Here is a 21876-nt window from a genome sequence, read left to right as displayed (position 1 = left end):
TAAGAAGTAACATCCCCATTGAGACCGTAAATCAACTGAAACCCTTTGTTATCATCTTCATAGCTGTTAAACTTCCGTATGAAACCTGTTGTATTTGTGAATGCCATTGTGCCTTTAAGCTGAACTGAGACCTTCATCTTGTTTAGACTGCTTTTAGAACTCCTTGAAAGGACAAAGACAAGATAAGATAATCAACGCTTTGCATCTATCCCCCAATATTAAGGTCGCCAATTACTTAATCAATACCATCAAACACAACACTTTCAGCTTTCGGAAGATAACGACTTTAAACAATACATTCTCATCGCTTTGAATAGTGTCAAAGGCTGAAGGATATGCCTTGATAGCTTGTTTCACAGAAACAAGGAAAGAAGAAAAGAGAGAACGAATTCGCTCTCTCTCAATTCTAAATCATGGCAACTCACTATAAATGGGCTTCTAAATGTAAAAAATAAGTCGCCCATCATAAGCTGACCATATAAAATATCAAAAACTGTTTAATCGGGAAGACAGGATTCGAACCTGCGACCCCTTGGTCCCAAACCAAGTGCTCTACCAAGCTGAGCTACTTCCCGTCACTATCTGATCTCCCTTTCTTCCATCCCTATGCACCCTAGAGGATTCGAACCTCTAACCGCCTGATTCGTAGTCAGGTACTCTATCCAGTTGAGCCAAGGGTGCTCTTTCTATCTTATGCCGAGGACCGGAATCGAACCGGTACGAAGGTATCCTTCCCAGGATTTTAAGTCCTGTGCGTCTGCCAGTTCCGCCACCCCGGCCTCTTAAAGCGAACGACGGGATTCGAACCCGCGACCCCCACCTTGGCAAGGTGATGTTCTACCACTGAACTACGTTCGCATAAATGCCGGCTACATGACTTGAACACGCGACCCTCTGATTACAAATCAGATGCTCTACCAACTGAGCTAAGCCGGCCTCTCTCTTGCTTTCTCTTAAGCATGCGGGTGAAGGGACTTGAACCCCCACGCCCTTAAGCGCCAGATCCTAAATCTGGTGCGTCTGCCAATTCCGCCACACCCGCTTCTTATGACCCGTACTGGGCTCGAACCAGTGACCCTTTGATTAAAAGTCAAATGCTCTACCAACTGAGCTAACGAGTCCCTCCTCTTATCTTTGAAAGCGCTTCTTGCCTCTTTCAACGGTCCCGACGGGAATTGAACCCGCGATCTTCGCCGTGACAGGGCGACGTGATAACCGCTACACCACGGGACCTATTCGTACTCGGACTAAAGTCCTTAGTAACCTAACGGATGGGAGTTAACGGGATCGAACCGCTGACCCTCTGCTTGTAAGGCAGATGCTCTCCCAGCTGAGCTAAACTCCCTCTGGCTAAGCAACGCCCCTATCTCACAGGAGGCAGCCTCCCACTACTTCAGGCGCGCTAGGGCTTAACGGCTGTGTTCGGCATGGAAACAGGTGTATCCCCTAGGCTATCGTCACTTAACCTCTTCTTGAATGATCGCTCACTCACCATTGAACAGCTAAACCCTCTCCCTCAGCGCCTTGCGGTTAAGGCCTCGAGCGATTAGTATTGGTCCGCTTCACCTGTCACCAGGCTTACACTCCCAACCTATCTACCTGATCTTCTCTCAGGGCTCTTACTAACCTATCGTTAGGGGAAATCTCATCTTGAGGGGGGCTTCACACTTAGATGCTTTCAGCGTTTATCCCTTCCCTACATAGCTACCCAGCTCTGCCTCTGGCGAGACAACTGGTACACCAGCGGTAAGTCCACTCTGGTCCTCTCGTACTAGGAGCAGATCCTCTCAAATTTCCTACGCCCGCGACGGATAGGGACCGAACTGTCTCACGACGTTCTGAACCCAGCTCGCGTGCCGCTTTAATGGGCGAACAGCCCAACCCTTGGGACCGACTACAGCCCCAGGATGCGACGAGCCGACATCGAGGTGCCAAACCTCCCCGTCGATGTGAACTCTTGGGGGAGATAAGCCTGTTATCCCCAGGGTAGCTTTTATCCGTTGAGCGATGGCCCTTCCATACGGTACCACCGGATCACTAAGCCCGACTTTCGTCCCTGCTCGACCTGTCCGTCTCGCAGTCAAGCTCCCTTTTACCTTTACACTCTGCGACTGATTTCCAACCAGTCTGAGGGAACCTTTGGGCGCCTCCGTTACCTTTTAGGAGGCGACCGCCCCAGTCAAACTGCCCGTCAGACACTGTCTCCGTTGAGGTTCACTCAACCGGGTTAGAGTAGCCATCACACAAGGGTAGTATCCCAACAGCGCCTCCAAGTAAACTAGCGTCCACTCTTCCTTGGCTCCTACCTATCCTGTACATGTGTGACAGATACCCAATATCAAACTGCAGTAAAGCTCCATGGGGTCTTTCCGTCCTGTCGCGGGTAACCTGCATCTTCACAGGTACTAAAATTTCACCGAGTCTCTCGTTGAGACAGTGCCCAAATCATTACGCCTTTCGTGCGGGTCGGAACTTACCCGACAAGGAATTTCGCTACCTTAGGACCGTTATAGTTACGGCCGCCGTTTACTGGGGCTTCAATTCACACCTTCGACCTTAATCTAAGCGCTCCTCTTAACCTTCCAGCACCGGGCAGGCGTCACCCCCTATACTTCATCTTACGATTTCGCAGAGAGCTGTGTTTTTGATAAACAGTTGCTTGGGCCTCTTCACTGCGGCTCAGTTGCCTGAGCACCCCTTCTCCCTAAGTTACGGGGTCATTTTGCCGAGTTCCTTAACGAGAGTTCGCTCGCTCACCTGAGGCTACTCGCCTCGACTACCTGTGTCGGTTTGCGGTACGGGTAGAGTCTCTCTTCGATAGAAGCTTTTCTTGGCAGCCTGACATCGCTAACTTCGCTACTTAACTTCGCTCCCCTTCACAGCTCAATGTCTTAGCTAGAAGCATTTGACTCCTAACTCACCTCACTGCTTGGACAGACTCTTCCAATCGTCTGCTTTAGCTAGCCTTCTGCGTCCCTCCTTCTCTCCTGACTCTAGTACAGGAATATCAACCTGTTGGCCATCGGATACACCTTTCGGTCTCTCCTTAGGTCCCGACTAACCCAGGGCGGACGAACCTTCCCCTGGAAACCTTAGTCTTACGGTGGATGGGATTCTCACCCATCTTTCGCTACTCATACCGGCATTCTCACTTCTATGCGCTCCAGTCCTCCTTACGGTAAACCTTCTCTGCCCATAGAACGCTCTCCTACCATCCCTTACGGAATCCACAGCTTCGGTAAATTGTTTCAGCCCCGGTACATTTTCGGCGCAGGGTCACTCGACTAGTGAGCTATTACGCACTCTTTGAATGAATAGCTGCTTCTAAGCTAACATCCTAGTTGTCTGTGCAACCCCACATCCTTTTCCACTTAACAATTATTTGGGGACCTTAGCTGGTGGTCTGGGCTGTTTCCCTTTCGACTACGGATCTTAGCACTCGCAGTCTGACTGCCGACTATAACCGCTTGGCATTCGGAGTTTATCTGAGTTTGGTAATCCGGGATGGACCCCTCACCCAAACAGTGCTCTACCTCCAAGGGTCTCTGGTCGACGCTAGCCCTAAAGCTATTTCGGAGAGAACCAGCTATCTCCAAGTTCGTTTGGAATTTCTCCGCTACCCACAAGTCATCCAAACACTTTTCAACGTGTCCTGGTGCGGGCCTCCAGTAAGTCTTACCTTACCTTCACCCTGCTCATGGGTAGATCACCTGGTTTCGGGTCTATAACAAGATACTCTCGCCCTTTTCAGACTCGGTTTCCCTGCGGCTCCGTCTCTTCAACTTAACCTCGCATCTTATCATAACTCGCCGGTTCATTCTACAAAAGGCACGCTCTCACCCATTAACGGGCTCGAACTTCTTGTAGGCACACGGTTTCAGGTTCTCTTTCACTCCCCTCCCGGGGTGCTTTTCACCTTTCCCTCACGGTACTGGTTCACTATCGGTCACTAGGGAGTATTTAGGGTTGGGAGATGGGCCTCCCAGTTTCCGACGGGATTTCGCGTGTCCCGCCGTACTCAGGATACTGCTCGTTTATAAGGCTATGTCGAATACGAGGCTCTTACTCTCTCTGGCTGACTTTCCCAAGTCATTCTTCTATACCCTTATGCACTCCTGCAGTCCTACAACCCCAGAGTGTAAACACTCTGGTTTGCCCTCCTGCCCTTTCGCTCGCCGCTACTCAGGCAATCGCTTTTGCTTTCTCTTCCTGCAGCTACTGAGATGTTTCAGTTCACTGCGTCTTCCCCCGCAACTCCTTAACAGAGTTGGGTAACAGGCATTAACCTGTTGGGTTCCCCCATTCGGATATCTTTGGATCTCCGCTTACTTACAGCTCCCCAAAGCATTTCGTCGTTCGTCACGTCCTTCATCGGCTCCTAGTGCCTAGGCATCCACCGTGCGCCCTTTCTACCTTAACCTCTTCTTGGTTCTTGGCTTTTTCGCTTCGGTTTCTTTTTTGTTATCTCTCTTTCTATAGAGTAATCTATAGAAAGAGGGGTTTAGCTATTCAATTGTCAATGAACCATCTTATGATATTAAGATCCGGTGCGGTTTGCCGCAAAACTTGCGTAGAATAAGGAGACAACCAACGACGTGTCCCTTAGACACTAGGCGCTTGTGACTTATTCCTAGGAAGTTTAGGATCGTATTCTAATATCAACTAAAACAAGACCTTGAGTTGAACGCCAGACTAACTTCTTAGAAAAAGCGAATCGTCTGTTCGTATCCTGTTTTAATGGAGCCTAGCGGGATCGAACCGCTGACCTCCTGCGTGCAAAGCAGGCGCTCTCCCAGCTGAGCTAAGGCCCCCACAACCCTCTCAAAACTAAACAAGACGGCAAGTGCTTCTGTAACGCATAACAGAATTTAAGTAATTGTACTCAGGCTAAAAGCTGGTGATTTAGATAAATCGTCTTGTGTTCATCGAACACAGCGTCGATTTCCTAAAATCAAGGCGCTTTTTACGCCCTCTGTTACTTGTTTTTCCTTAGAAAGGAGGTGATCCAGCCGCACCTTCCGATACGGCTACCTTGTTACGACTTCACCCCAATCATCCGTCCCACCTTAGGCGGCTGGCTCCTTTACGGTTACCTCACCGACTTTGGGTGTTACAAACTCTCGTGGTGTGACGGGCGGTGTGTACAAGGCCCGGGAACGTATTCACCGCGGCGTGCTGATCCGCGATTACTAGCGATTCCGACTTCATGGAGGCGAGTTGCAGCCTCCAATCCGAACTGAGATTGGCTTTCAGAGATTAGCTTGCCGTCACCGGCTTGCGACTCGTTGTACCAACCATTGTAGCACGTGTGTAGCCCAGGTCATAAGGGGCATGATGATTTGACGTCATCCCCACCTTCCTCCGGTTTATTACCGGCAGTCTGGCTAGAGTGCCCAACTCAATGATGGCAACTAACCATAAGGGTTGCGCTCGTTGCGGGACTTAACCCAACATCTCACGACACGAGCTGACGACAACCATGCACCACCTGTCTCCGGTGTACCGAAGTAACTTCCTATCTCTAGAAATAGCACCGGGATGTCAAGACCTGGTAAGGTTCTTCGCGTTGCTTCGAATTAAACCACATGCTCCACCGCTTGTGCGGGCCCCCGTCAATTCCTTTGAGTTTCAACCTTGCGGTCGTACTCCCCAGGCGGAGTGCTTATTGCGTTAGCTACGGCACTAAGCCCCTTAGGACCTAACACCTAGCACTCAGCGTTTACGGCGTGGACTACCAGGGTATCTAATCCTGTTCGCTACCCACGCTTTCGAGCCTCAGCGTCAGTCACAGACCAGAGAGCCGCTTTCGCCACTGGTGTTCCTCCATATATCTACGCATTTCACCGCTACACATGGAATTCCACTCTCCCCTTCTGTACTCAAGTCTGACAGTTTCAATAGCTGACATTGGTTAAGCCAATGCTTTTAACTACTGACTTTCCAGACCGCCTGCGCTCCCTTTACGCCCAATAAATCCGGACAACGCTCGGGACCTACGTATTACCGCGGCTGCTGGCACGTAGTTAGCCGTCCCTTTCTGGTTAAGTACCGTCAATTGGAGAACTTTCCACTCTCTCCAACTTGCTTCCTTAACAACAGAGCTTTACGATCCGAAAACCTTCTTCACTCACGCGGCGTTGCTCGGTCAGGGTTCCCCCCATTGCCGAAGATTCCCTACTGCTGCCTCCCGTAGGAGTCTGGGCCGTGTCTCAGTCCCAGTGTGGCCGGTCACCCTCTCAGGTCGGCTATGTATCGTCGCCTTGGTAAGCCTCTACCTTACCAACTAGCTAATACAACGCAGGTCCATCTCTTAGCGATACTGTTGTACCTTTCAATCCCTCTAAAGGCTTAGAGAGATATTATGCGGTATTACCTATCGTTTCCAATCCTTATCCCCCTCTAAGAGGCAGGTTACCTACGCGTTACTCACCCGTTCGCGACGCCGTCTCAGTTAGCAAGCTAACTCAGAAACAGCGTTCCACTTGCATGTATTAGGCACGCCGCCAGCGTTCGTCCTGAGCCAGGATCAAACTCTCTTGTCCAGTCTGATGTGACTCTTCTTTCCTGTCGCTGACTAGTTCTTTGTTTTGACGGGTACTAGTCCCCTAGCACCCTCACTTGGTCGTCTTGTTCAGTTTTCAAAGGACTCGTCTCGTCTTGAGGCAACTATTATATTCTAGCAACTCTAAACAACTTTGTCAACCTCTTTTCTGGGCTTTTTTAGTATAAATTTTAAAAAAACTTTCACCTCTTTTACTTTGAGGTGAAAGTTTTAAATTATTTTACGGTATTCTTCGTTTCTAAAACTTTTGATTTGCCATTGCTTGATGTAATACGATAACCTTTATAATCTTTATAAAAACTATATTCATCATCGTCCTCATCCCTGTTATAAGATACATTAGCAGACCAGGATAATTTTTGTTTAATATTTCCTGATGTTTCATGTTCAGAATCATACATAAAAGAAAAATTATAAATCACTGTAAAATCTACTGTATAAGTCGTCGGGCTGGTCTGTGTTATTTTTGTAACATTGATATCACTATATAAAATAGAATCTGCACTTCGATTCTTAGCTTCAGTTGTATTTGTATCAATATTATTTTTGACATCTGTATAAAAACTATTTTTATCTCCGCCAGAGAAAACTTCGTCTAAATTGTCCGGCGTTCTATGTGATGCAGCATATGAAGATAATCTGTTATAGGCTCCAGTAATGAGCGAAACAGCAGTTTTATGTTCTAAGACGCCTTCAGCGTCAAGCGTGATTGTATCGCCATCATATATATCTTGAATAGATTTGACTTCAGATTTAAGTGATGGCTTACCAGGAAATGACTTTTGTACAAAAACTTTAGCATCATTCGTTACAGCCATTTTTGAAATATTGTATTGTCCATCTTTCAGCTTACCAATCCTTTGACTTCCTATATATAAATCACCATCTTTAAGATTGCTGTTTACTTTAAAACTGAGATATTCTACATCTAAGTCAACTTCTTTATTTTCTCCAAGGAGATCTTGTTCAGATGAAACTTCAACATCCTGATTAGATACTTTTCCTTTTACTGTAAAATTATAAGTACCTGGATAAAGTCGTGTGATTTTTTTAGTATAGCTATCACTATCTGTTTTAGCCACCTTTTTATTATTAATATACAAATCAAGATCTTTTGTATTAATTGATATTTCAGCTGAGCTTGGCTTTACAGCTACACGCCAATCTGGAAAAATAAGAAATTTCCTTCCAACATTTTTCATTTTTTTATCATCAGTTACTAGATCATTCAGTTTAACTCTTCTATTCTCTTTAGAATTTCTGTATTTTAATTCAGATGCTTTAATTGGCTTTTTATTATCACTCCATACTTCATATTCTAGTGCTTTATTAAAATGATTTTTAGCTACTTTGACATATCTTTCTGTTATTATATAAATGTTATATATATTACTATAGCATAACAATTTGCTCTTTGGCAAGACAAATGAAAAGAGACTGTTTCATGAACGGCCTCTTTTAGATATATAAGCATATGAGATTTATATATGCTGGTTACTTAAAACGTCCTTTAAGTAAACTTGCAAAGACCAACAGCAAAGCAGTCTTCTCTCAAAATATCACTTCAATGCATTTCTTGATAGCTTATTTTGCTTCAATAACACCTAAATTGCCATCTTCACGGCGATAGAGAACATTTGTTGTATTATCATTAGCATCGGTATAGATAAAAAAGTCATGTCCCAGCAAGTCCATTTGTAGACGTGCTTCTTCAAGATCCATAGGTTTCAGTGTAATGTTTTTAGTCCTAACTACCTTTACTGCTGGTGCTTCTTCAATTTCTTCTAATTCAAATTCAGATGTAAAAACTTCACCAGCAGATTTCTTTTCCCGATGTTTCTTGGCAATTCTGGTTTTATTTTTTCGAATTTGACGACCAATTTTGTCAACGACTAAATCAATAGAACCATACATATCCTGCGATACATCCTCTGCACGAAGCGTAATAGATCCAAGAGGGATTGTTACCTCTACTTTTGCTGTTTTTTCGCGATAGACTTTGAGATTGACACGTACATCCAAATTTTGTTCAGCATTAAAAAATTTCTCAATCTTGTTAAGTTTAGATTCAACATAACTACGAATAGCTTCTGTTACTTCGATATTTTCGCCACGAATGCTAAGTTTAATCATAGACTACCTCTTTCTTACGCTTAAGCGTTTTCTTCATCTTTATTATACCGATTTCATGAAAATTTGCAAGTTTTTTATTAACGCGCCAGAGAAAAAGAACATATGTTTTTCACCCCGTTTTCACGAAAAATCGCACTAGCTAATTGAATAGTTGCTCCGGTGGTATAAATATCATCAATAAGTAAAATTTTAGGAGGAAGAGGGCTTTGTTTTTTCAAATAGAAAGCCTGCTGGCTCTGCAACCGTTCCTTTCGTGTTTTATCAGACTGTTGTTTAATGGTATCTCTTTTACCTAAAAGTTCACTATAATTTATCCCTGTATCATCTAAAAAAGCATTTACTTGGTTGAATTTTCTCTGCTTTATAGATGCTTCACTTAGTGGAATCGGAACTAAAGTAAAATCGGAATACCGTTTTAAAGCTTTCTTAATTTCTTTCGAAAAGACCTTTCTTAAAAGATAATCTCCTTGAAATTTATATAAACTGAAATAATGCTTCATAGCAGAATTATAACTATAAAGCGCTTCATGGCAAACAAAAGAACCTTTAGTCTGCCAAAAACAGCAATCATTGCATTTTCTTTCATTGCCCTCTTTATAACAAGTCAAGCAATGGTTCTCTGATATAGGCACAAAAGCAGATTGACATTGCGGACAAATCCATTCCCTATTCTTATATAAAAATAAAATAGCCGTAAAGCGAAGTTCCTCTTCAAAATGAGTACGGCAAATCAAACATATCATCAAAATCCTCCAATCTGGTTCATCCTTCTAATTTCTGAAATAGCTTTTCTGATACTCTTTGTTTTTCCGCTATGGAAAAAGAGCAGCGTTCCTGTCGGCCTCTCAGCAGACCTGCCAACGCGCCCCGCTATCTGAATTAAGGAACTTTTTGTAAACAAATAATGATTAGCCATCATAACAAAAACATCTACAAAGGGAAAGGTCACTCCTCTTTCTAAAATAGTCGTTGATATTAATACCGTTATTTGCCCTTTTCTAAACTTCTCCACTATTTCTAATCTATTTTCTGTCATACTGGAGACAAAAGCTATTTTTTCATCTAGAAAATAATTCTTCAAACACCTTGAAAATAACTCACCTAACTTAATTACCGGAAAAAATATGAGTAAAGGAAACTGACTTTGCCGCTGTTCTTTTATAATCCTCAATAATTTAAAAGGAAGCTTGCCCCTTTGTAATTTTTCTAAAGCAAGATATAACCAAACCGTTTTTGGAACAACTAGAGGAGAAGCATGAAATCGTCTCGCCAAATGCAGCTTTTTAAGCTTTCCTTTTTTCACCTGTTTATCCAATTGTTCAGTTGAAGTAGCTGTTAAAAAAACGTTGACTCCATCTGCTTTTACACTCTGTTCAACGGCATAGTAAAGGCTTGGATTATCAACAAAAGGGAAAGCATCAACTTCATCAATGATTAAAAGGTCAAAAGCTTTATAAAATTTTAATAGCTGATGGGTTGTCAAAATAACTAAAGGACTGCGACTGTATGGTTCTGACTCTCCATGCAGCAGGCTTATTGAACAGGAAAAATCATTTTTAAAGCGTTTATATAATTCGAGACAAACATCAATTCGAGGACTCGCTAAGGCTACGGCTCCGCCTTTATCCAGTACACTTGCTACTGTCTCATATATTATCTCTGTTTTACCAGCACCTGTTACTGCATGTATAAGGAGGTTTTCTTTTTGTTCAACTCCTATTTTCAAACTATCCGACACTTCTTTTTGAAGATCTGTTAATGATCCTTGCCATTTTAAAACCTTTCCTTCAGGAAAAGGTTTTTGCTCAAAATAGTATAAAGCTCCGCTGCTGTTTCGTCCTAAAATAATGCACTCCCGACAATAAAAAGAGCCATCAGGTAATTTATTTTCAGCTGCTATTTGGCTGCCGCAGCGATTGCAAATTCTACTATTTGTAAAATGGTTTACTGCCGGCAAAATTTTAGCAAATTCCCTCAGCTCCTCTTTTAGCTGATCTTCTGTAAAAATACGTCCATAATAATCATCTAGTCTTTCCATCAATTTTATATTCGTTAAATATACTAAAACTCACTTGCACCTTTATAAAAAAATGTGTACACTTTTTTTATGAATTATAAAACTATTGCAAAAGATGGTATTACAGAAGAAATTATCAAAAAATCACGCTTTATCTGTCAGTCTAAAAGAATTTTTTCAGAAGAAGAAGGACGCTCCTTTATTTCTCAAATAAAAAAGGAGCATTATAAGGCAAGCCATTCCTGTTCTGCTATGATTATCGGAGAAAACAGCAATATTAAACGCTCCAGCGATGATGGAGAACCAAGCGGAACTGCTGGAATACCCATGCTTAGTGTCCTGGAAAAAAATCAACTGACAAATTTAATTGTTGTGACAACACGTTATTTTGGCGGCATAAAATTAGGGACAGGCGGCCTTATTCGGGCTTATAGCGGAAGTGTTGCCAATAATCTAAAGACATTAGGTTTGATAAATGTTAAAAAACAAAGCGGAATTGAAATAGAGTTAACATATCCTCAATATCAAACTTTCGGGAATTTCTTAAACAAATATCATTTGACTGAGTATAGTTCTGATTTTTCTGTTAATGTCAAAACGACTATTTACGTGGATAAATCAGATATAGAAACTATATTAAATAGACTAACTGAATTTTATCAAGGTAAAGTCAATACTAGGCTGGTTGGCAGCAAAATAATAGAACTTCCCGTGATATAATTTCCTTATCACAGTGATAAATAATTTATATTTTACAAAGAATATGTTTCATCCTATACTGAGAACATAATAATTTTGTGAGGTATTCCCATGACAAAAATTTATAATAACATTACTGAACTAGTAGGCCATACTCCGATTGTGAAACTAAATAACATTGTCCCAGAAAAGGCAGCTGATATTTATGTCAAACTTGAAGCTTTTAATCCAGGGTCATCGGTAAAAGACCGAATTGCTCTTAATATGATTGAAGATGCTGAAAAGCGCGGTATTATTAAACCTGGTGACACCATCATTGAACCTACAAGCGGTAACACAGGAATTGGATTGGCCTGGGTTGGTGCAGCAAAAGGCTATAAGGTCATTATTACCATGCCTGAAACAATGAGTGTTGAACGCCGAAAGATTATTCAAGCTTATGGTGCTGAATTAGTACTGACACCAGGCAGTGCTGGTACTAAAGGTGCTATTGATAAAGCTCACGAAATCGCCAAAGAGATAGGCGGCTGGGTACCTCTACAGTTTAATAATCCAGCAAATCCTGAAATTCATGAATTAACAACTGGACCAGAAATTCTTGAAGCTTTTGGTTCTCATGGATTGGACGCTCTTATCTCAGGTATAGGAACAGGCGGTACAATTACTGGCGTTTCTAGAGTACTCAAAAAAGATAATCCTGATATTAAAATCTATGGCTTGGAGGCAGATGAGTCAGCTGTTTTATCTGGTGATAAACCTGGACCTCATAAAATCCAAGGAATCTCAACAGGCTTTATCCCAGCAGCTCTTGATACTGACTCTTATGATGAAATTATCCGTGTCAAATCAGATGACGCTCTGGCTACAGGACGCAACTTTGGCGGTAAAGAAGGATTTTTAATCGGTATTTCTGCATCTGCTGCTATCTGGGCAGCTATTGAAATTGCTAAAAAACTTGGAAAAGGTAAAAAAGTTTTAGCTATCGCCCCCGATAATGGGGAACGCTATCTTTCAACTGCTCTTTATGAATTTAACTAAATTTCATTTAATATCAGCAAAGAGCTTGGGACTATTTTTGTCCCAAGCTCTTTTTGTTTAGCAGATCATATCATAAGGCAGTGTTAAAGATAAGGCCGGCCGCTTATACCAAGAGCCCTTGTCTTGCTTTGGCTGGACAAGCATCAAGTTTACTATTTTTTCAGAACCTCTTGAGCTTGTTATATCTGCCAAACAGTTACTCTTCTTTTAAATACTCTAGAGCTTCCTTGGTCCAAATAGGCAAATGCTCTTCTAAAGGTTTGAAACCAATCTTTAAACGGCTATTGGAAAAACGATGTCTATGCTGATAATGATGCTTTTCTTCTTCAAGCGTTCTCAGAGAAAGACTTGCTTTTTGGGTATATTCATCATAATCTAATACTTGAGTCAAAATCTCATCTCCAATAGTCAAAGCCTGATAAATATTATCAATATAACCTGTTTTAATTTCAGAAATATGAATTAAACCGATGGAATTATCTTCTAATTGAACAAAAGCTCCATAAGGTTTAATTCCTGTGATTTTTCCTTTTATCTTATCACCTATCTTCATCATTGATCACCTGAATGCTTTCAATTCTAACGTCATCTACGGGTTTATCAGCAGGTCCGGTAGGTGTTTCTGCGATTTTATCAAGCGTTTCATAGGATGACTGATCAACTAACTGCCCAAAGACAGTATGCCTGCGATCAAGATGCGGAGCCCCTCCTCTTTCTGCATAGGCTGCTGCAATCTTCTTTGGCCAACCGCCATTTTCTAACTCTTTTTCGCTGTATGGCAGATCATGGTTTTGGACAATGAAAAATTGGCTGCCATTTGTATTTGGCCCAGCATTTGCCATTGAAAGAGCCCCGCGAAGATTATAAAGTTTTTCTGAAAATTCATCTGCAAAAGGCTCTCCATAGATAGATTCGCCGCCCATACCACTACCAGTTGGATCACCGCCTTGGATCATAAAATCTTTAATAATACGGTGAAAAATGACATCTTTATAATAATCATCTCTTGCGAGAGCAAGAAAGTTAGCAACTGTTTTAGGGGCTTCTTCTGGAAATAATTGCAATTTCATAGCTCCTAAATTAGTTTTTATGACCACAAGCGGTCCTTCAGCATTTTCTAATTCTAATTGTGGGAATACTAATTTTTTTTCTACCAAACCTAACTCCTCCAAAGCATACAAGATGCCATCTTCTTCTACATTTTTTGTTACAAAATCTGCTTTTTCTTTCAATGTCCCATGGCCATTTCCCATAGCAATTTTTAAGCCAACATAGTCAAACATCTCTACATCATTAGGCCCATCGCCAAAGAAAAGAATGTTCTCTGGCTTCAAGCCAGCTTTATCAAGAACATGGGCCAAACCAGAAGCCTTTGATGTCCCATTTTTTACAACATCAGATGAATTAACGTGCCACCTCACAAAGCGGATATCCTTTGATAAAGTTTCTGGTAGCTCTAAAGCGTCTCCTACCTCTTCAAATGTCCACATGTGATAAACATCATTTGTCTTATAAAAATCGGGATCTACGTCACAAAGGCCATAAACAGGTACTAAAGCATCATCAATTAATTTTGTTCGTTTTGAAACAACTGCTTTATCTTTGCCTGCAAATCCAAAATCAATTCCAACTTTATGACACCAATCAATATATTTTTCTATTATATCTGTTGGAATAGGATCATTAAAAATTTCCAGGCCCTTATGATCAATCACATAAGCTCCATTGATCGTAACAAAATAATCAGGTTCTAACTGACGAATTTCTGGGACAATTCCATAGAAGGCCCTGCCAGAAGCAATTCCTGTCTGAATTCCTTTCTCCTTAAGTTCCTTAAAAACGGCTTTTATCGAATCAGGCATATAGCCTGTATCTTTTACTCTAAGTGTATCATCAATGTCAAAAAAGACAGCTTTAACTTTTTTAGCTTTATATTTTGTTTTTACATCCATAATAGCCCCTTATGATAATCTTTATTATAGCATACTAGCTAAATTTCATCCTGCGGCACCAAATGATGCTGAAAAGCGTAAACGACTGCCTGCGTCCGATCATCTACCTGCAGTTTAGATAAAATATTTGAAACATGTGTCTTTACAGTTTTTAAGGAAATAAACAACTGATCAGCAATTGTCTGATTATCATAACCCTTAGCCAGTAATTTTAGGATATCCCGTTCGCGTGCAGTTAAGTCCTCATGTAAGTCAGGATTATTACGATGGTCTCTTATTTTAGCATCAACCTCTGTTTCAATAGCTAATTCCCCTTTAGATACCTTACGAATGGCATTTAAAATTTCAGCAGCACTGGAAGTTTTTAACATATAGCCTTTAGCTCCAGCCTCAATCACAGGATAGATTTTTTCATTATCCAGATAGCTAGTCAACACTAAAATGTTAGCTGCTTTCCATTCTTTTAAAATTTCCAGAGTAGCTTCAACCCCATCCATTTCAGGCATTACTAAATCCATAACAACAACATCTGGTTTTAATTCCAGTGCCAGAGCGATACCTTCTTGTCCATCACTGGCTTCTCCGATAACATCAATATCTGCCTGTAGATCAAGAAAACTTTTTAATCCTAGACGAACCATTTCATGATCGTCAACTAAAATAACTTTAATTTGCCCCATCAGCAGCCTCCTTCATAATAGGAACATGAATATCCATAACAACACCTTTATTTTTTGAACTTAAAAATTTCACAGTTCCTGCAAGATCATTAACGCGATCTTCAATATTCTTTAGTCCATAACTTAAATCACGCACTTCATCCATATCAAAACCAACACCATCATCAATCATTTTTAATTGTGCTTCTGAAGCTGTCTGATTCAGATAAACTTCTAAACGACTGGCCTGAGCATGTTTTAAAGTATTGCTAATAAATTCCTGAGCAATCCGAAAAAAGTTACTTTCAATCGTTTTGGGCAGCTGCCTAATATCTTCTTTATAAACAACTTCAATATTGCTTTTATCTGTAATTTCTTTAAGAATCATGGAAAAGCCTTCTGAAAGTGTTCTTCCTTCTAACTCTGTAGGACGTAAGTGCAGCAAGAGAATTCGTAAATCTTTTTGAGCATTATTTAGCATTTCCTCAACAGCTGAGAGCTGAGTTTGCAGCTGCTCCTTCTCTAACTGATCAAGACTGTGTGAAACACCTGATAATATCATAGATGAAGCAAAAAGCTCCTGGCTGACTGTATCATGCAGGTCTCTGGCAATTCGCTTTCTTTCTTTTTTGACAATTTCCTGACTGTTTGCAATATAAGTATTCTCTGTTTTTTGAAGATTGTTCGTTAGCTGCTGCATTTTATGTGATAAACGGCTGATATTTTTTCCTAATTCTGTATCATCCTCTAATGTAATGTTTTGATTGAGAAGGATGCGCCTTAGGTTCTGATTAATTTGGCGTTTGCTGTAATCATCCAAAATCATCCAAACTAAAAGCAAAAGAAAAGTCAGTGAAATAAAAGACGCTAATAAAGATAATAAAAATTGTTCTAAAACTAACCAATCTCTTAATAAAGCCGATATATCCAGATGAAAGCTATTAATAATAACAAAAACAATAGAAAGAATGGTCACTGCGGCATATAGAAAAATTAAAAATATGGTATATTTCTTCATACGCGCTCAACCTCCACCAAGCCAGCAATGACATTGATAACAATCTTTACAGATCGCGTTGAGCTTTCCCAAGAATCACTAAACCTTATCTCCTCATTACGTAAATCATACTCTGGAGCATTAAAAAAATGAACTCTTCCATATATACTACTGACATCTAATGTCACCGAGACATCAATCGGAACTAAAATTTTAGTTGGACCGTAAATCTTGCGAATCAAAATAACATTGTCTTCACCGCTAACAATGACATTGCTTAAATTAATAACATCGCTTCCACTAAGCCGAATCACATTAACATCTTCAAAAACGTAAGTTTCTTCAGAGACATTCTCACTGTTACCAATCCATTGATGCGGTTTTTTTCTAACATCAAGATCCTCTTTTTTAAATTGTAATAAAGCATAATTATTTTTCTTTTTTACTTGAGCAAAGTGATTAATCATAACATAGAGAATTCCAAAAAGTACTGCCGCTATGGTATAAGGATTTAACATAAAAATCAAAAATAATAGCAACAGACTGGCTGTCAATAAAAAGTCGCTTTTACTGCCGAGACGATAAAAGCGTAAGGCCAAAAGGGTAATCACCAATATTAAAATAAAGCGCGAAACACTGCTTGCTAAGATCGTTAAAAAAGCTAAAGCAATTAAGATCGTTTCAACAATAAGAAAAAATTGAAATTTTCGCATGTATTACCTCAGTCTAGTAATTATTAGCCATTGTATCAAAATTCAACATAAATTTCATCTACAATTTCATAATCCTTCTAAAAAAGTCTGCAATGTTAGACCTGCCTTACGCACTGACTGCTTGTTCAATGGTAAGAGAGGTACAACATACAGACTTTTTGAACTATTTATACATCATATTAACTATCATTAGGAGAACTAGCTTCACTAGTATTCTCATTGGATGTTGTGGCATTATTAGTTGTCGTATTTTCAGTGCTTTCTTCTTCTGATGAAGAAGGTGCGCGTGTATGCGTATTGGTGTCAACAGCATCAGATACGTATAAGATAATATCATCATCAGATGTAAGACTGATAGTATTACCATAGTAAGGGCGTTGCCCAACTACTACTGAAGAAGCAGACGGTGAAGAAATTTTTGTCGAATAATCCTTTCCATCATAAACCTTGATACGGCTAGAAGCAATTCCTAATGCCTTCAAAGTAGCAACAGCTTCTTCATACGTTGAATTCTTAAGATTTGGCATTGTGACTTTAACCACTTTGAGTGTAATTTTCTTACCGCTGTCTGGGGTAAATGTTTTTCCAGATTTAGGGGACTGCTCAATGACAGTTCCTCCGCCGTATTCATCTGATGAGACCTCTTTAATCCTAATATTATCCCTTGGCACCCCATGCGTGTTGGTCAGATTATCTATAGCACTTTGGTAATTTTGCCCAATATAGTTTTCCATCACAAAACTATTAGTGCCAGATACAAAAATATCCACACTAGAGCCTTCGCGTTTTTTACTGCCGGCACTAGGATTTGTACGAACCACTTTACCAGCATCAACACTATCGTCTTCGATTCTTCGAACCTGTCCAACTTTCAAACCCGCTTGTACAATCTTACTTTTTGCGCTTGAAAGTTTATAGCCAGAAACATTTGGTACTGAAATAGTACTCGGCTTGGTTAATATCATATAAGCCAAAACAGCAATTCCTAGAACGACTAAGATAAAAAAGAGTTTAAGAAGACGAGAAAGAAGCCCCCGCTTTTTCTTTGGTTTTGCTTTTGGTTCTTTACTTGCTGCCTTGCTGGCCGCCTTATCTTTTAGAGCCTGAGCACTTGTTGATGACGTCATGGACTGTTCTAACTTAGGCAAAGGCTTTGTATCAGAAGGATCATTAAAGATCAGCTTTCTCTCTCGGCTGCGATTTGGCTGTAAACAAGTTTTTAAATCCTGCAGCATCTCCTCAGTTGATGTATACCGATCTGTTAGCCGCTTAGCTGTTGCTTTAATGACAACATTTTCAAGCGCCTGAGGAACATTTTTATTTTCACTAATAATAGATGGTAACGGTTTTTGAAAATGCTGTAAAGCGATCGTAACGGCACTATCGCCATCATAAGGGATATGCCCAGTCAGCATTTCAAATAGCATAATGCCCATAGCATAAATATCACTTTGAACAGTTGCTTTCGAACCACGAGCTTGTTCAGGCGATAAATAATGGACAGAACCTAACATAGAATTGGTCTGCGTTAGGCTTGTTTCAGCAAAGGCAACAGCAATACCAAAGTCCGTTACTTTTGCTGTCCCGTCTTTTGTTAAAAGGACATTCTGAGGTTTTAAATCTCGATGGATAATGCCTTTTTGATGTGCCAGAGTCATAGCAGAAAGAACTTCTTTCATGATTCTGATCACCTCAGCATTTGATAAGGGTGCATGATCCTGAATATACTTTTTCAAATCAGCACCGTCAACATATTCCATCGCAAGGAACTGCTGACCGTCTTCTTCCCCAATATCACGGATAGCTACAATATTTGGATGATTGAGCTCTGACATAGCACGCGCTTCACGCTGAAAACGCGTAACAGCAACTTGATCAGTTTGATAATTTGTCCGCAGCACCTTAATCGCTACTTCTTCATTATCTAAAATCAAATCATTAGCCAGATACACATCTGCCATTCCGCCTCGGCCAATAGATTGGAGAATTCGATAGCGACCAGCAAAAAGTTTGCCAATCTGAATCATTATTCTCCCTCACTTTCGGCTTGAACTAGAGCAACTGTAATATTATCAAGACCGCCAGCCTTGTTAGCCAGCTGGATAAGATGCTTAGCTTTCTCATCTAAGGTTTCAGCTGTATTGGCTACAACCTCTGCGATCTTTTCTTTAGAAACCATATTTGTTAAGCCATCACTATTAATAACCAAATAATCATCAGCTCCCAAAGTCTGAATTCCTAAATCAGGTTCGACTGGATTAGACTGACCGATAGATTGTGTAATAATATTTTTCTGTGGATGGCTGGCAGCCTCTTCTTCTGTAATTTGACCCGCTTTAACCAGTTCATTAACAAGAGAATGATCACTTGTTAGCTGCGTATAGGCTCCCTCATGGACTAAACCGATACGGGAATCTCCTATATGAGCAAATAAAACATTATTATCAATAAGAACTAAAGCTTCAATAGTTGTTCCCATACCTTTAAAATCTTCAGTTTGCCCCAAATTATAGATGTGCTGATTTACTATTTCAATATTTTCAACCAACCAGTCTCGAACTTGACCTAAGTCAGTCAGCTCTGTATTAACCCATTTACGTCCTAAATCAGTAACGGTCATTTCACTAGCGATATTGCCGGCACGATGTCCTCCCATACCGTCTGCTAATACAATTAACGTGTTTCCTGAAAGGTTATCAAATTTATTAATAAAATCCTGATTATTTGACCGCTTCTGACCAATATCTGTAAAAAGGGAAATCTTCATATGTACCTTGTCTGACAAAGTCAGCCTCCTTCTATCTCCTACGAAATACGCTTAATCTGGCTAATAAAAAAGCCGTCTGTTTTATATTGTTCTGGTGTGATAACAATACAGCCATCAACCATAATGTTTTTTTGTTTATGCTCCAAAGGGATCTGTATAAAGTTTGGATGATCTTTCAAAAATTGTTTGATTACTTCCTGATTTTCGTCTGTGAAAATAGTACAAGTACTGTAGGCTATTATACCACCTTTTTTAATAGTTTGGCAAACACTATCCAGAATTTCCAATTGCAGCTTTTGCAAGCTGTGAAAGTCTTGATTGCTTTTATTGTACTTAATATCAGGCTTTCGTCTCATCAAACCTAAGCCTGAGCAAGGAGCATCTACTAAAATTTTATCAAATGTATCTGGCTGAAACTTTTCATGAACTTTGCGAGCATCTAATTTCTCTGTCTTAATTTTATCAGACAAACCCAAACGATGAGCATTTTCCTCTATCAGCTTTAATTTATGATCATATAAATCTAGTGCTATAATCTGCCCTGTTGTCAAATAAGAAGCCATATGGGCACTTTTTCCGCCGGGGGCACTGCAAGCATCAAGAATCTTTTCATCGCCCTGAATAGATAAGGTTGGAGCAACTAACTGACTGGATTCATCTTGTATTGTAATTGCTCCCTTTTGAAACCAGTGACTGTTAGCAAAATGGCCTGATTCTTTCACCAATCCAAGAGGTGATAGTAAAGAATAGTCTGATTTGGTATCCTGCTTGATCGTTTCAAAATCTTCAGTTTTAACAACTCTAATGCTGGCCTTACTTCTTTCTAAAAGGCTCTCAAAGATGGCCAAGGCTCTGTCTTCACCATATTGGTCTATCATTTTTCTGACTAGCCAGACAGGTAGAGAATAAGCAATTGAATAACGCTTATTTTTTCTTTTTATTTCTGAAATTTTAGGTGTTTTCTGGCGTAAAAATTTTCGCAGTACAGCATTAACGAGTTTATCAGTTCCTGTTTTTCTGTCCTTAGCAATAGTGACAGCATCATTAACCACTGCATACTGAGGAATTTTTTGTAAGTACAGCAACTGATAAAGACTCATCAGCAACAAATAGTACAGCCAGCTGTCTAACTGTTCACGATCTGCAATAAAATGCGCTAAATACCACTCTAAAGTGATTTTACGTGCAACTGTACCATAGACAATTTCTGTTATTAAAGCTTTATCTTCTTGCGATAAATGAGACCGATTTAGATAATGCTTAAGAGCAATATTACTGTAAGATCTGTTGTCAAAAACATCCGTCAAAATGAGCAGAGCTTGCCCACGAGCTTTTTTTGACCAATTATTCCCCAAAAAAATCACCCACTTCAAGTTTGCGGCCTGAGCCATTTAAAAAGTCTTTTACAGACATCTTGGGTTTTCCCCAAGGCTGAATCAGTTGGAGAGATAAAGCCTCTTGCCCTGCAGCGACCACCAATTTTTCTTTAGTCTTATCAATAATCTGACCTGGCTGACCATTACCTGGAACTTCTTGTGCTTCATAAATCTTAAAACGTTTTCCTTCCCATAAAGTATGCGCAGCCGGCCAAGGATTCATACCGCGTATATGATTAAAAATTTCCTCTGCTGAAAGATTCCAATTAATTTTTTCTTCAGCTGCTGTGATATTGGGAGAAAAGCTTGCCTCACTTTCAGCTTGTGCTTGGGGAATGATTTCTCCTCTCATATAAGCCGGTAACGTTTCAAGCAGTAAATCACGGCCTAGAGCAGCTAATTTGACGAAAAGCGTCCCTACATTATCCTCTTTTGTAATCATTATAGAAGACTGAGCAACCATATCTCCAGCATCCATTTGTTTGACCATTTCCATAATGGTGATTCCCGTTTTTTGCTCTCCTTTAATCAATGCATAATGAATAGGTGCTCCACCTCGATACTTTGGCAAAAGAGAAGCATGGACATTTAAAGCAAAAGGAACCGAATGCAATAATTTTTCAGGCAAAAACTGCCCAAAAGCAGCTGTAATAATGCCATCTGCTCCTAAAGCTATTAAGTGATCAAGCTCCTGGCTGGCTGATAATTTTTCAGGCTGAAAAAGAGGCAAGTGATATTCTAAAGCCACTTCTTTTACTGGTGTTATTTTAATTTCCTTTTTACGCCCAACAGCACGGTCAGGCTGTGTCACAACCGCTATAACCGTATACTGGGGATCCTCAAGCAAACCCCTTAGCACTGTTGCTGAAAATTCTGGTGTTCCCATAAAGATTAAATTTGTCATTTGTCACCTCTTGTCGTTTAATTATTATATCATACCCTAATTTTAATAGGCTTAATTTT

At 40.3% G+C, this 21876-nt stretch carries 14 protein-coding genes, 10 tRNA genes, 3 rRNA genes and 1 pseudogene; 2 read left to right on the top strand and 26 right to left on the bottom strand.

What is annotated here, in order from left to right; genetic code table 11:
* Positions 1-501: 501 nt before the first annotated feature.
* The 17 genes and pseudogenes from STRMA_RS00470 to STRMA_RS00390 all read right to left on the bottom strand — a co-directional run bounded on the left by STRMA_RS00470 (position 502) and on the right by STRMA_RS00390 (position 10733).
* Positions 502-575, bottom strand: a tRNA-Pro gene (locus tag STRMA_RS00470).
* A gap of 32 nt (positions 576-607) precedes the next feature.
* Positions 608-681: transfer RNA gene (locus STRMA_RS00465), tRNA-Arg, on the bottom strand.
* A 13-nt stretch (positions 682-694) separates the two neighbouring features.
* Positions 695-779: transfer RNA gene (locus tag STRMA_RS00460), tRNA-Leu, on the bottom strand.
* A gap of 7 nt (positions 780-786) precedes the next feature.
* A tRNA-Gly gene (locus STRMA_RS00455) sits at positions 787-858 on the bottom strand.
* 5 nt (positions 859-863) lie between these two features.
* Positions 864-936: transfer RNA gene (locus tag STRMA_RS00450), tRNA-Thr, on the bottom strand.
* Between the two features lie 24 nt (positions 937-960).
* Positions 961-1042: transfer RNA gene (locus STRMA_RS00445), tRNA-Leu, on the bottom strand.
* A 6-nt stretch (positions 1043-1048) separates the two neighbouring features.
* Positions 1049-1121 (bottom strand) — tRNA-Lys (locus tag STRMA_RS00440).
* 39 nt (positions 1122-1160) lie between these two features.
* Positions 1161-1233: transfer RNA gene (locus STRMA_RS00435), tRNA-Asp, on the bottom strand.
* A 39-nt stretch (positions 1234-1272) separates the two neighbouring features.
* Positions 1273-1345: transfer RNA gene (locus tag STRMA_RS00430), tRNA-Val, on the bottom strand.
* Positions 1346-1349: 4 nt separating this feature from the next.
* Positions 1350-1465, bottom strand: a 5S ribosomal RNA gene (rrf, locus tag STRMA_RS00425).
* Positions 1466-1526: 61 nt separating this feature from the next.
* Positions 1527-4420 (bottom strand): 23S ribosomal RNA (locus tag STRMA_RS00420).
* A 318-nt stretch (positions 4421-4738) separates the two neighbouring features.
* A tRNA-Ala gene (locus STRMA_RS00415) sits at positions 4739-4811 on the bottom strand.
* Positions 4812-4993: 182 nt separating this feature from the next.
* A 16S ribosomal RNA gene (locus STRMA_RS00410) occupies positions 4994-6542 on the bottom strand.
* Together the 16S, 23S and 5S rRNA genes with 10 tRNA genes alongside form the textbook arrangement of a ribosomal RNA operon.
* 235 nt (positions 6543-6777) lie before the next feature.
* Positions 6778-7932, bottom strand: a pseudogene (locus STRMA_RS00405) (zinc ribbon domain-containing protein); the annotation flags it as partial.
* Between the two features lie 214 nt (positions 7933-8146).
* Entirely contained in the window at positions 8147-8695 is a 549-nt protein-coding gene (gene hpf, locus STRMA_RS00400; RefSeq protein ID WP_003081889.1) for a ribosome hibernation-promoting factor, HPF/YfiA family, read from the bottom strand.
* A gap of 77 nt (positions 8696-8772) precedes the next feature.
* Positions 8773-9438: a ComF family protein gene (locus tag STRMA_RS00395; RefSeq protein ID WP_003078542.1), complete on the bottom strand. Its 666-nt coding sequence runs from the start codon at positions 9436-9438 to the stop codon at positions 8773-8775.
* Complete coding sequence (locus tag STRMA_RS00390) at positions 9438-10733, bottom strand: DEAD/DEAH box helicase (RefSeq protein WP_003080792.1); 1296 nt, start codon at positions 10731-10733, stop codon at positions 9438-9440. The genes STRMA_RS00395 and STRMA_RS00390 overlap by 1 nt, the downstream gene beginning before the upstream one ends.
* 69 nt (positions 10734-10802) lie before the next feature.
* On the opposite strand from STRMA_RS00390, the gene STRMA_RS00385 reads away from it, so the two are divergent.
* Both STRMA_RS00385 and cysK read left to right on the top strand, forming a co-directional pair.
* Positions 10803-11432 carry a YigZ family protein gene (locus STRMA_RS00385; RefSeq protein WP_003079022.1) on the top strand — a complete coding sequence of 210 codons (630 nt, stop codon included), beginning with the start codon at positions 10803-10805 and terminating at the stop codon, positions 11430-11432.
* 90 nt (positions 11433-11522) lie between these two features.
* On the top strand, positions 11523-12449 hold the full coding sequence (gene cysK, locus STRMA_RS00380) for a cysteine synthase A (RefSeq protein WP_003081389.1): 927 nt from the start codon (positions 11523-11525) through the stop codon (positions 12447-12449).
* A gap of 196 nt (positions 12450-12645) precedes the next feature.
* On the opposite strand, the gene STRMA_RS00375 is transcribed toward cysK, so the two are convergent.
* From STRMA_RS00375 to fmt, 9 genes are all read right to left on the bottom strand, one after another.
* The gene (locus STRMA_RS00375; RefSeq protein ID WP_003079785.1) at positions 12646-13002 is read right to left on the bottom strand and encodes a S1 RNA-binding domain-containing protein; all 357 of its coding nucleotides are present in this window, start codon (positions 13000-13002) and stop codon (positions 12646-12648) included.
* Positions 12989-14401, bottom strand: a complete 1413-nt coding sequence (locus tag STRMA_RS00370; RefSeq protein ID WP_003080313.1) for a Cof-type HAD-IIB family hydrolase — start codon at positions 14399-14401, stop codon at positions 12989-12991. Before STRMA_RS00370 ends, STRMA_RS00375 begins: the two co-directional genes overlap by 14 nt.
* Before the next feature lie 38 nt (positions 14402-14439).
* Positions 14440-15081, bottom strand: coding sequence for a response regulator transcription factor (locus STRMA_RS00365; RefSeq protein WP_003082065.1), 642 nt, complete (start codon positions 15079-15081; stop codon positions 14440-14442).
* Positions 15068-16078 carry an envelope stress sensor histidine kinase LiaS gene (locus STRMA_RS00360; protein WP_003080812.1) on the bottom strand — a complete coding sequence of 337 codons (1011 nt, stop codon included), beginning with the start codon at positions 16076-16078 and terminating at the stop codon, positions 15068-15070. The genes STRMA_RS00365 and STRMA_RS00360 overlap by 14 nt, the downstream gene beginning before the upstream one ends.
* Positions 16075-16770, bottom strand: a complete 696-nt coding sequence (gene liaF / locus STRMA_RS00355) for a cell wall-active antibiotics response protein LiaF (RefSeq protein WP_003080079.1) — start codon at positions 16768-16770, stop codon at positions 16075-16077. The genes STRMA_RS00360 and liaF overlap by 4 nt, the downstream gene beginning before the upstream one ends.
* 179 nt (positions 16771-16949) lie before the next feature.
* Positions 16950-18797 (bottom strand): Stk1 family PASTA domain-containing Ser/Thr kinase, encoded by a 1848-nt coding sequence (gene pknB, locus STRMA_RS00350; RefSeq protein ID WP_003078779.1) that lies wholly within the window; start codon positions 18795-18797, stop codon positions 16950-16952.
* Positions 18797-19537 carry a Stp1/IreP family PP2C-type Ser/Thr phosphatase gene (locus STRMA_RS00345; RefSeq protein WP_040841416.1) on the bottom strand — a complete coding sequence of 247 codons (741 nt, stop codon included), beginning with the start codon at positions 19535-19537 and terminating at the stop codon, positions 18797-18799. The genes pknB and STRMA_RS00345 overlap by 1 nt, the downstream gene beginning before the upstream one ends.
* 38 nt (positions 19538-19575) lie before the next feature.
* Entirely contained in the window at positions 19576-20928 is a 1353-nt protein-coding gene (rsmB, locus tag STRMA_RS00340; RefSeq protein WP_050897456.1) for a 16S rRNA (cytosine(967)-C(5))-methyltransferase RsmB, read from the bottom strand.
* The gene (gene fmt / locus STRMA_RS00335) at positions 20882-21817 is read right to left on the bottom strand and encodes a methionyl-tRNA formyltransferase (protein ID WP_003081332.1); all 936 of its coding nucleotides are present in this window, start codon (positions 21815-21817) and stop codon (positions 20882-20884) included. The genes rsmB and fmt overlap by 47 nt, the downstream gene beginning before the upstream one ends.
* Between the last annotated feature and the right edge of the window lie 59 nt (positions 21818-21876).

The organism is Streptococcus macacae NCTC 11558 (genome assembly GCF_000187995.2).
GTDB lineage: Bacteria > Bacillota > Bacilli > Lactobacillales > Streptococcaceae > Streptococcus > Streptococcus macacae.
Note: the sequence above shows the minus strand (reverse complement) of the source record. Positions and strands in the feature narration are given on the sequence as shown.

Excerpts from the sequence above, each read along its gene's own strand:
- STRMA_RS00385 (WP_003079022.1), top strand. The coding sequence starts at position 10,803 with ATGAATTATAAAACTATTGCAAAAGATGGTATTACAGAAGAAATTATC.
- STRMA_RS00395 (WP_003078542.1), bottom strand. The coding sequence starts at position 9,438 with ATGATATGTTTGATTTGCCGTACTCATTTTGAAGAGGAACTTCGCTTT.
- hpf (WP_003081889.1), bottom strand. The coding sequence starts at position 8,695 with ATGATTAAACTTAGCATTCGTGGCGAAAATATCGAAGTAACAGAAGCT.
- STRMA_RS00390 (WP_003080792.1), bottom strand. The coding sequence starts at position 10,733 with ATGGAAAGACTAGATGATTATTATGGACGTATTTTTACAGAAGATCAG.
- rsmB (WP_050897456.1), bottom strand. The coding sequence starts at position 20,928 with ATGGCTCAGGCCGCAAACTTGAAGTGGGTGATTTTTTTGGGGAATAAT.
- liaF (WP_003080079.1), bottom strand. The coding sequence starts at position 16,770 with ATGCGAAAATTTCAATTTTTTCTTATTGTTGAAACGATCTTAATTGCT.
- fmt (WP_003081332.1), bottom strand. The coding sequence starts at position 21,817 with ATGACAAATTTAATCTTTATGGGAACACCAGAATTTTCAGCAACAGTG.
- pknB (WP_003078779.1), bottom strand. The coding sequence starts at position 18,797 with ATGATTCAGATTGGCAAACTTTTTGCTGGTCGCTATCGAATTCTCCAA.
- STRMA_RS00345 (WP_040841416.1), bottom strand. The coding sequence starts at position 19,537 with ATGAAGATTTCCCTTTTTACAGATATTGGTCAGAAGCGGTCAAATAAT.
- STRMA_RS00370 (WP_003080313.1), bottom strand. The coding sequence starts at position 14,401 with ATGGATGTAAAAACAAAATATAAAGCTAAAAAAGTTAAAGCTGTCTTT.
- cysK (WP_003081389.1), top strand. The coding sequence starts at position 11,523 with ATGACAAAAATTTATAATAACATTACTGAACTAGTAGGCCATACTCCG.
- STRMA_RS00360 (WP_003080812.1), bottom strand. The coding sequence starts at position 16,078 with ATGAAGAAATATACCATATTTTTAATTTTTCTATATGCCGCAGTGACC.
- STRMA_RS00365 (WP_003082065.1), bottom strand. The coding sequence starts at position 15,081 with ATGGGGCAAATTAAAGTTATTTTAGTTGACGATCATGAAATGGTTCGT.
- STRMA_RS00375 (WP_003079785.1), bottom strand. The coding sequence starts at position 13,002 with ATGAAGATAGGTGATAAGATAAAAGGAAAAATCACAGGAATTAAACCT.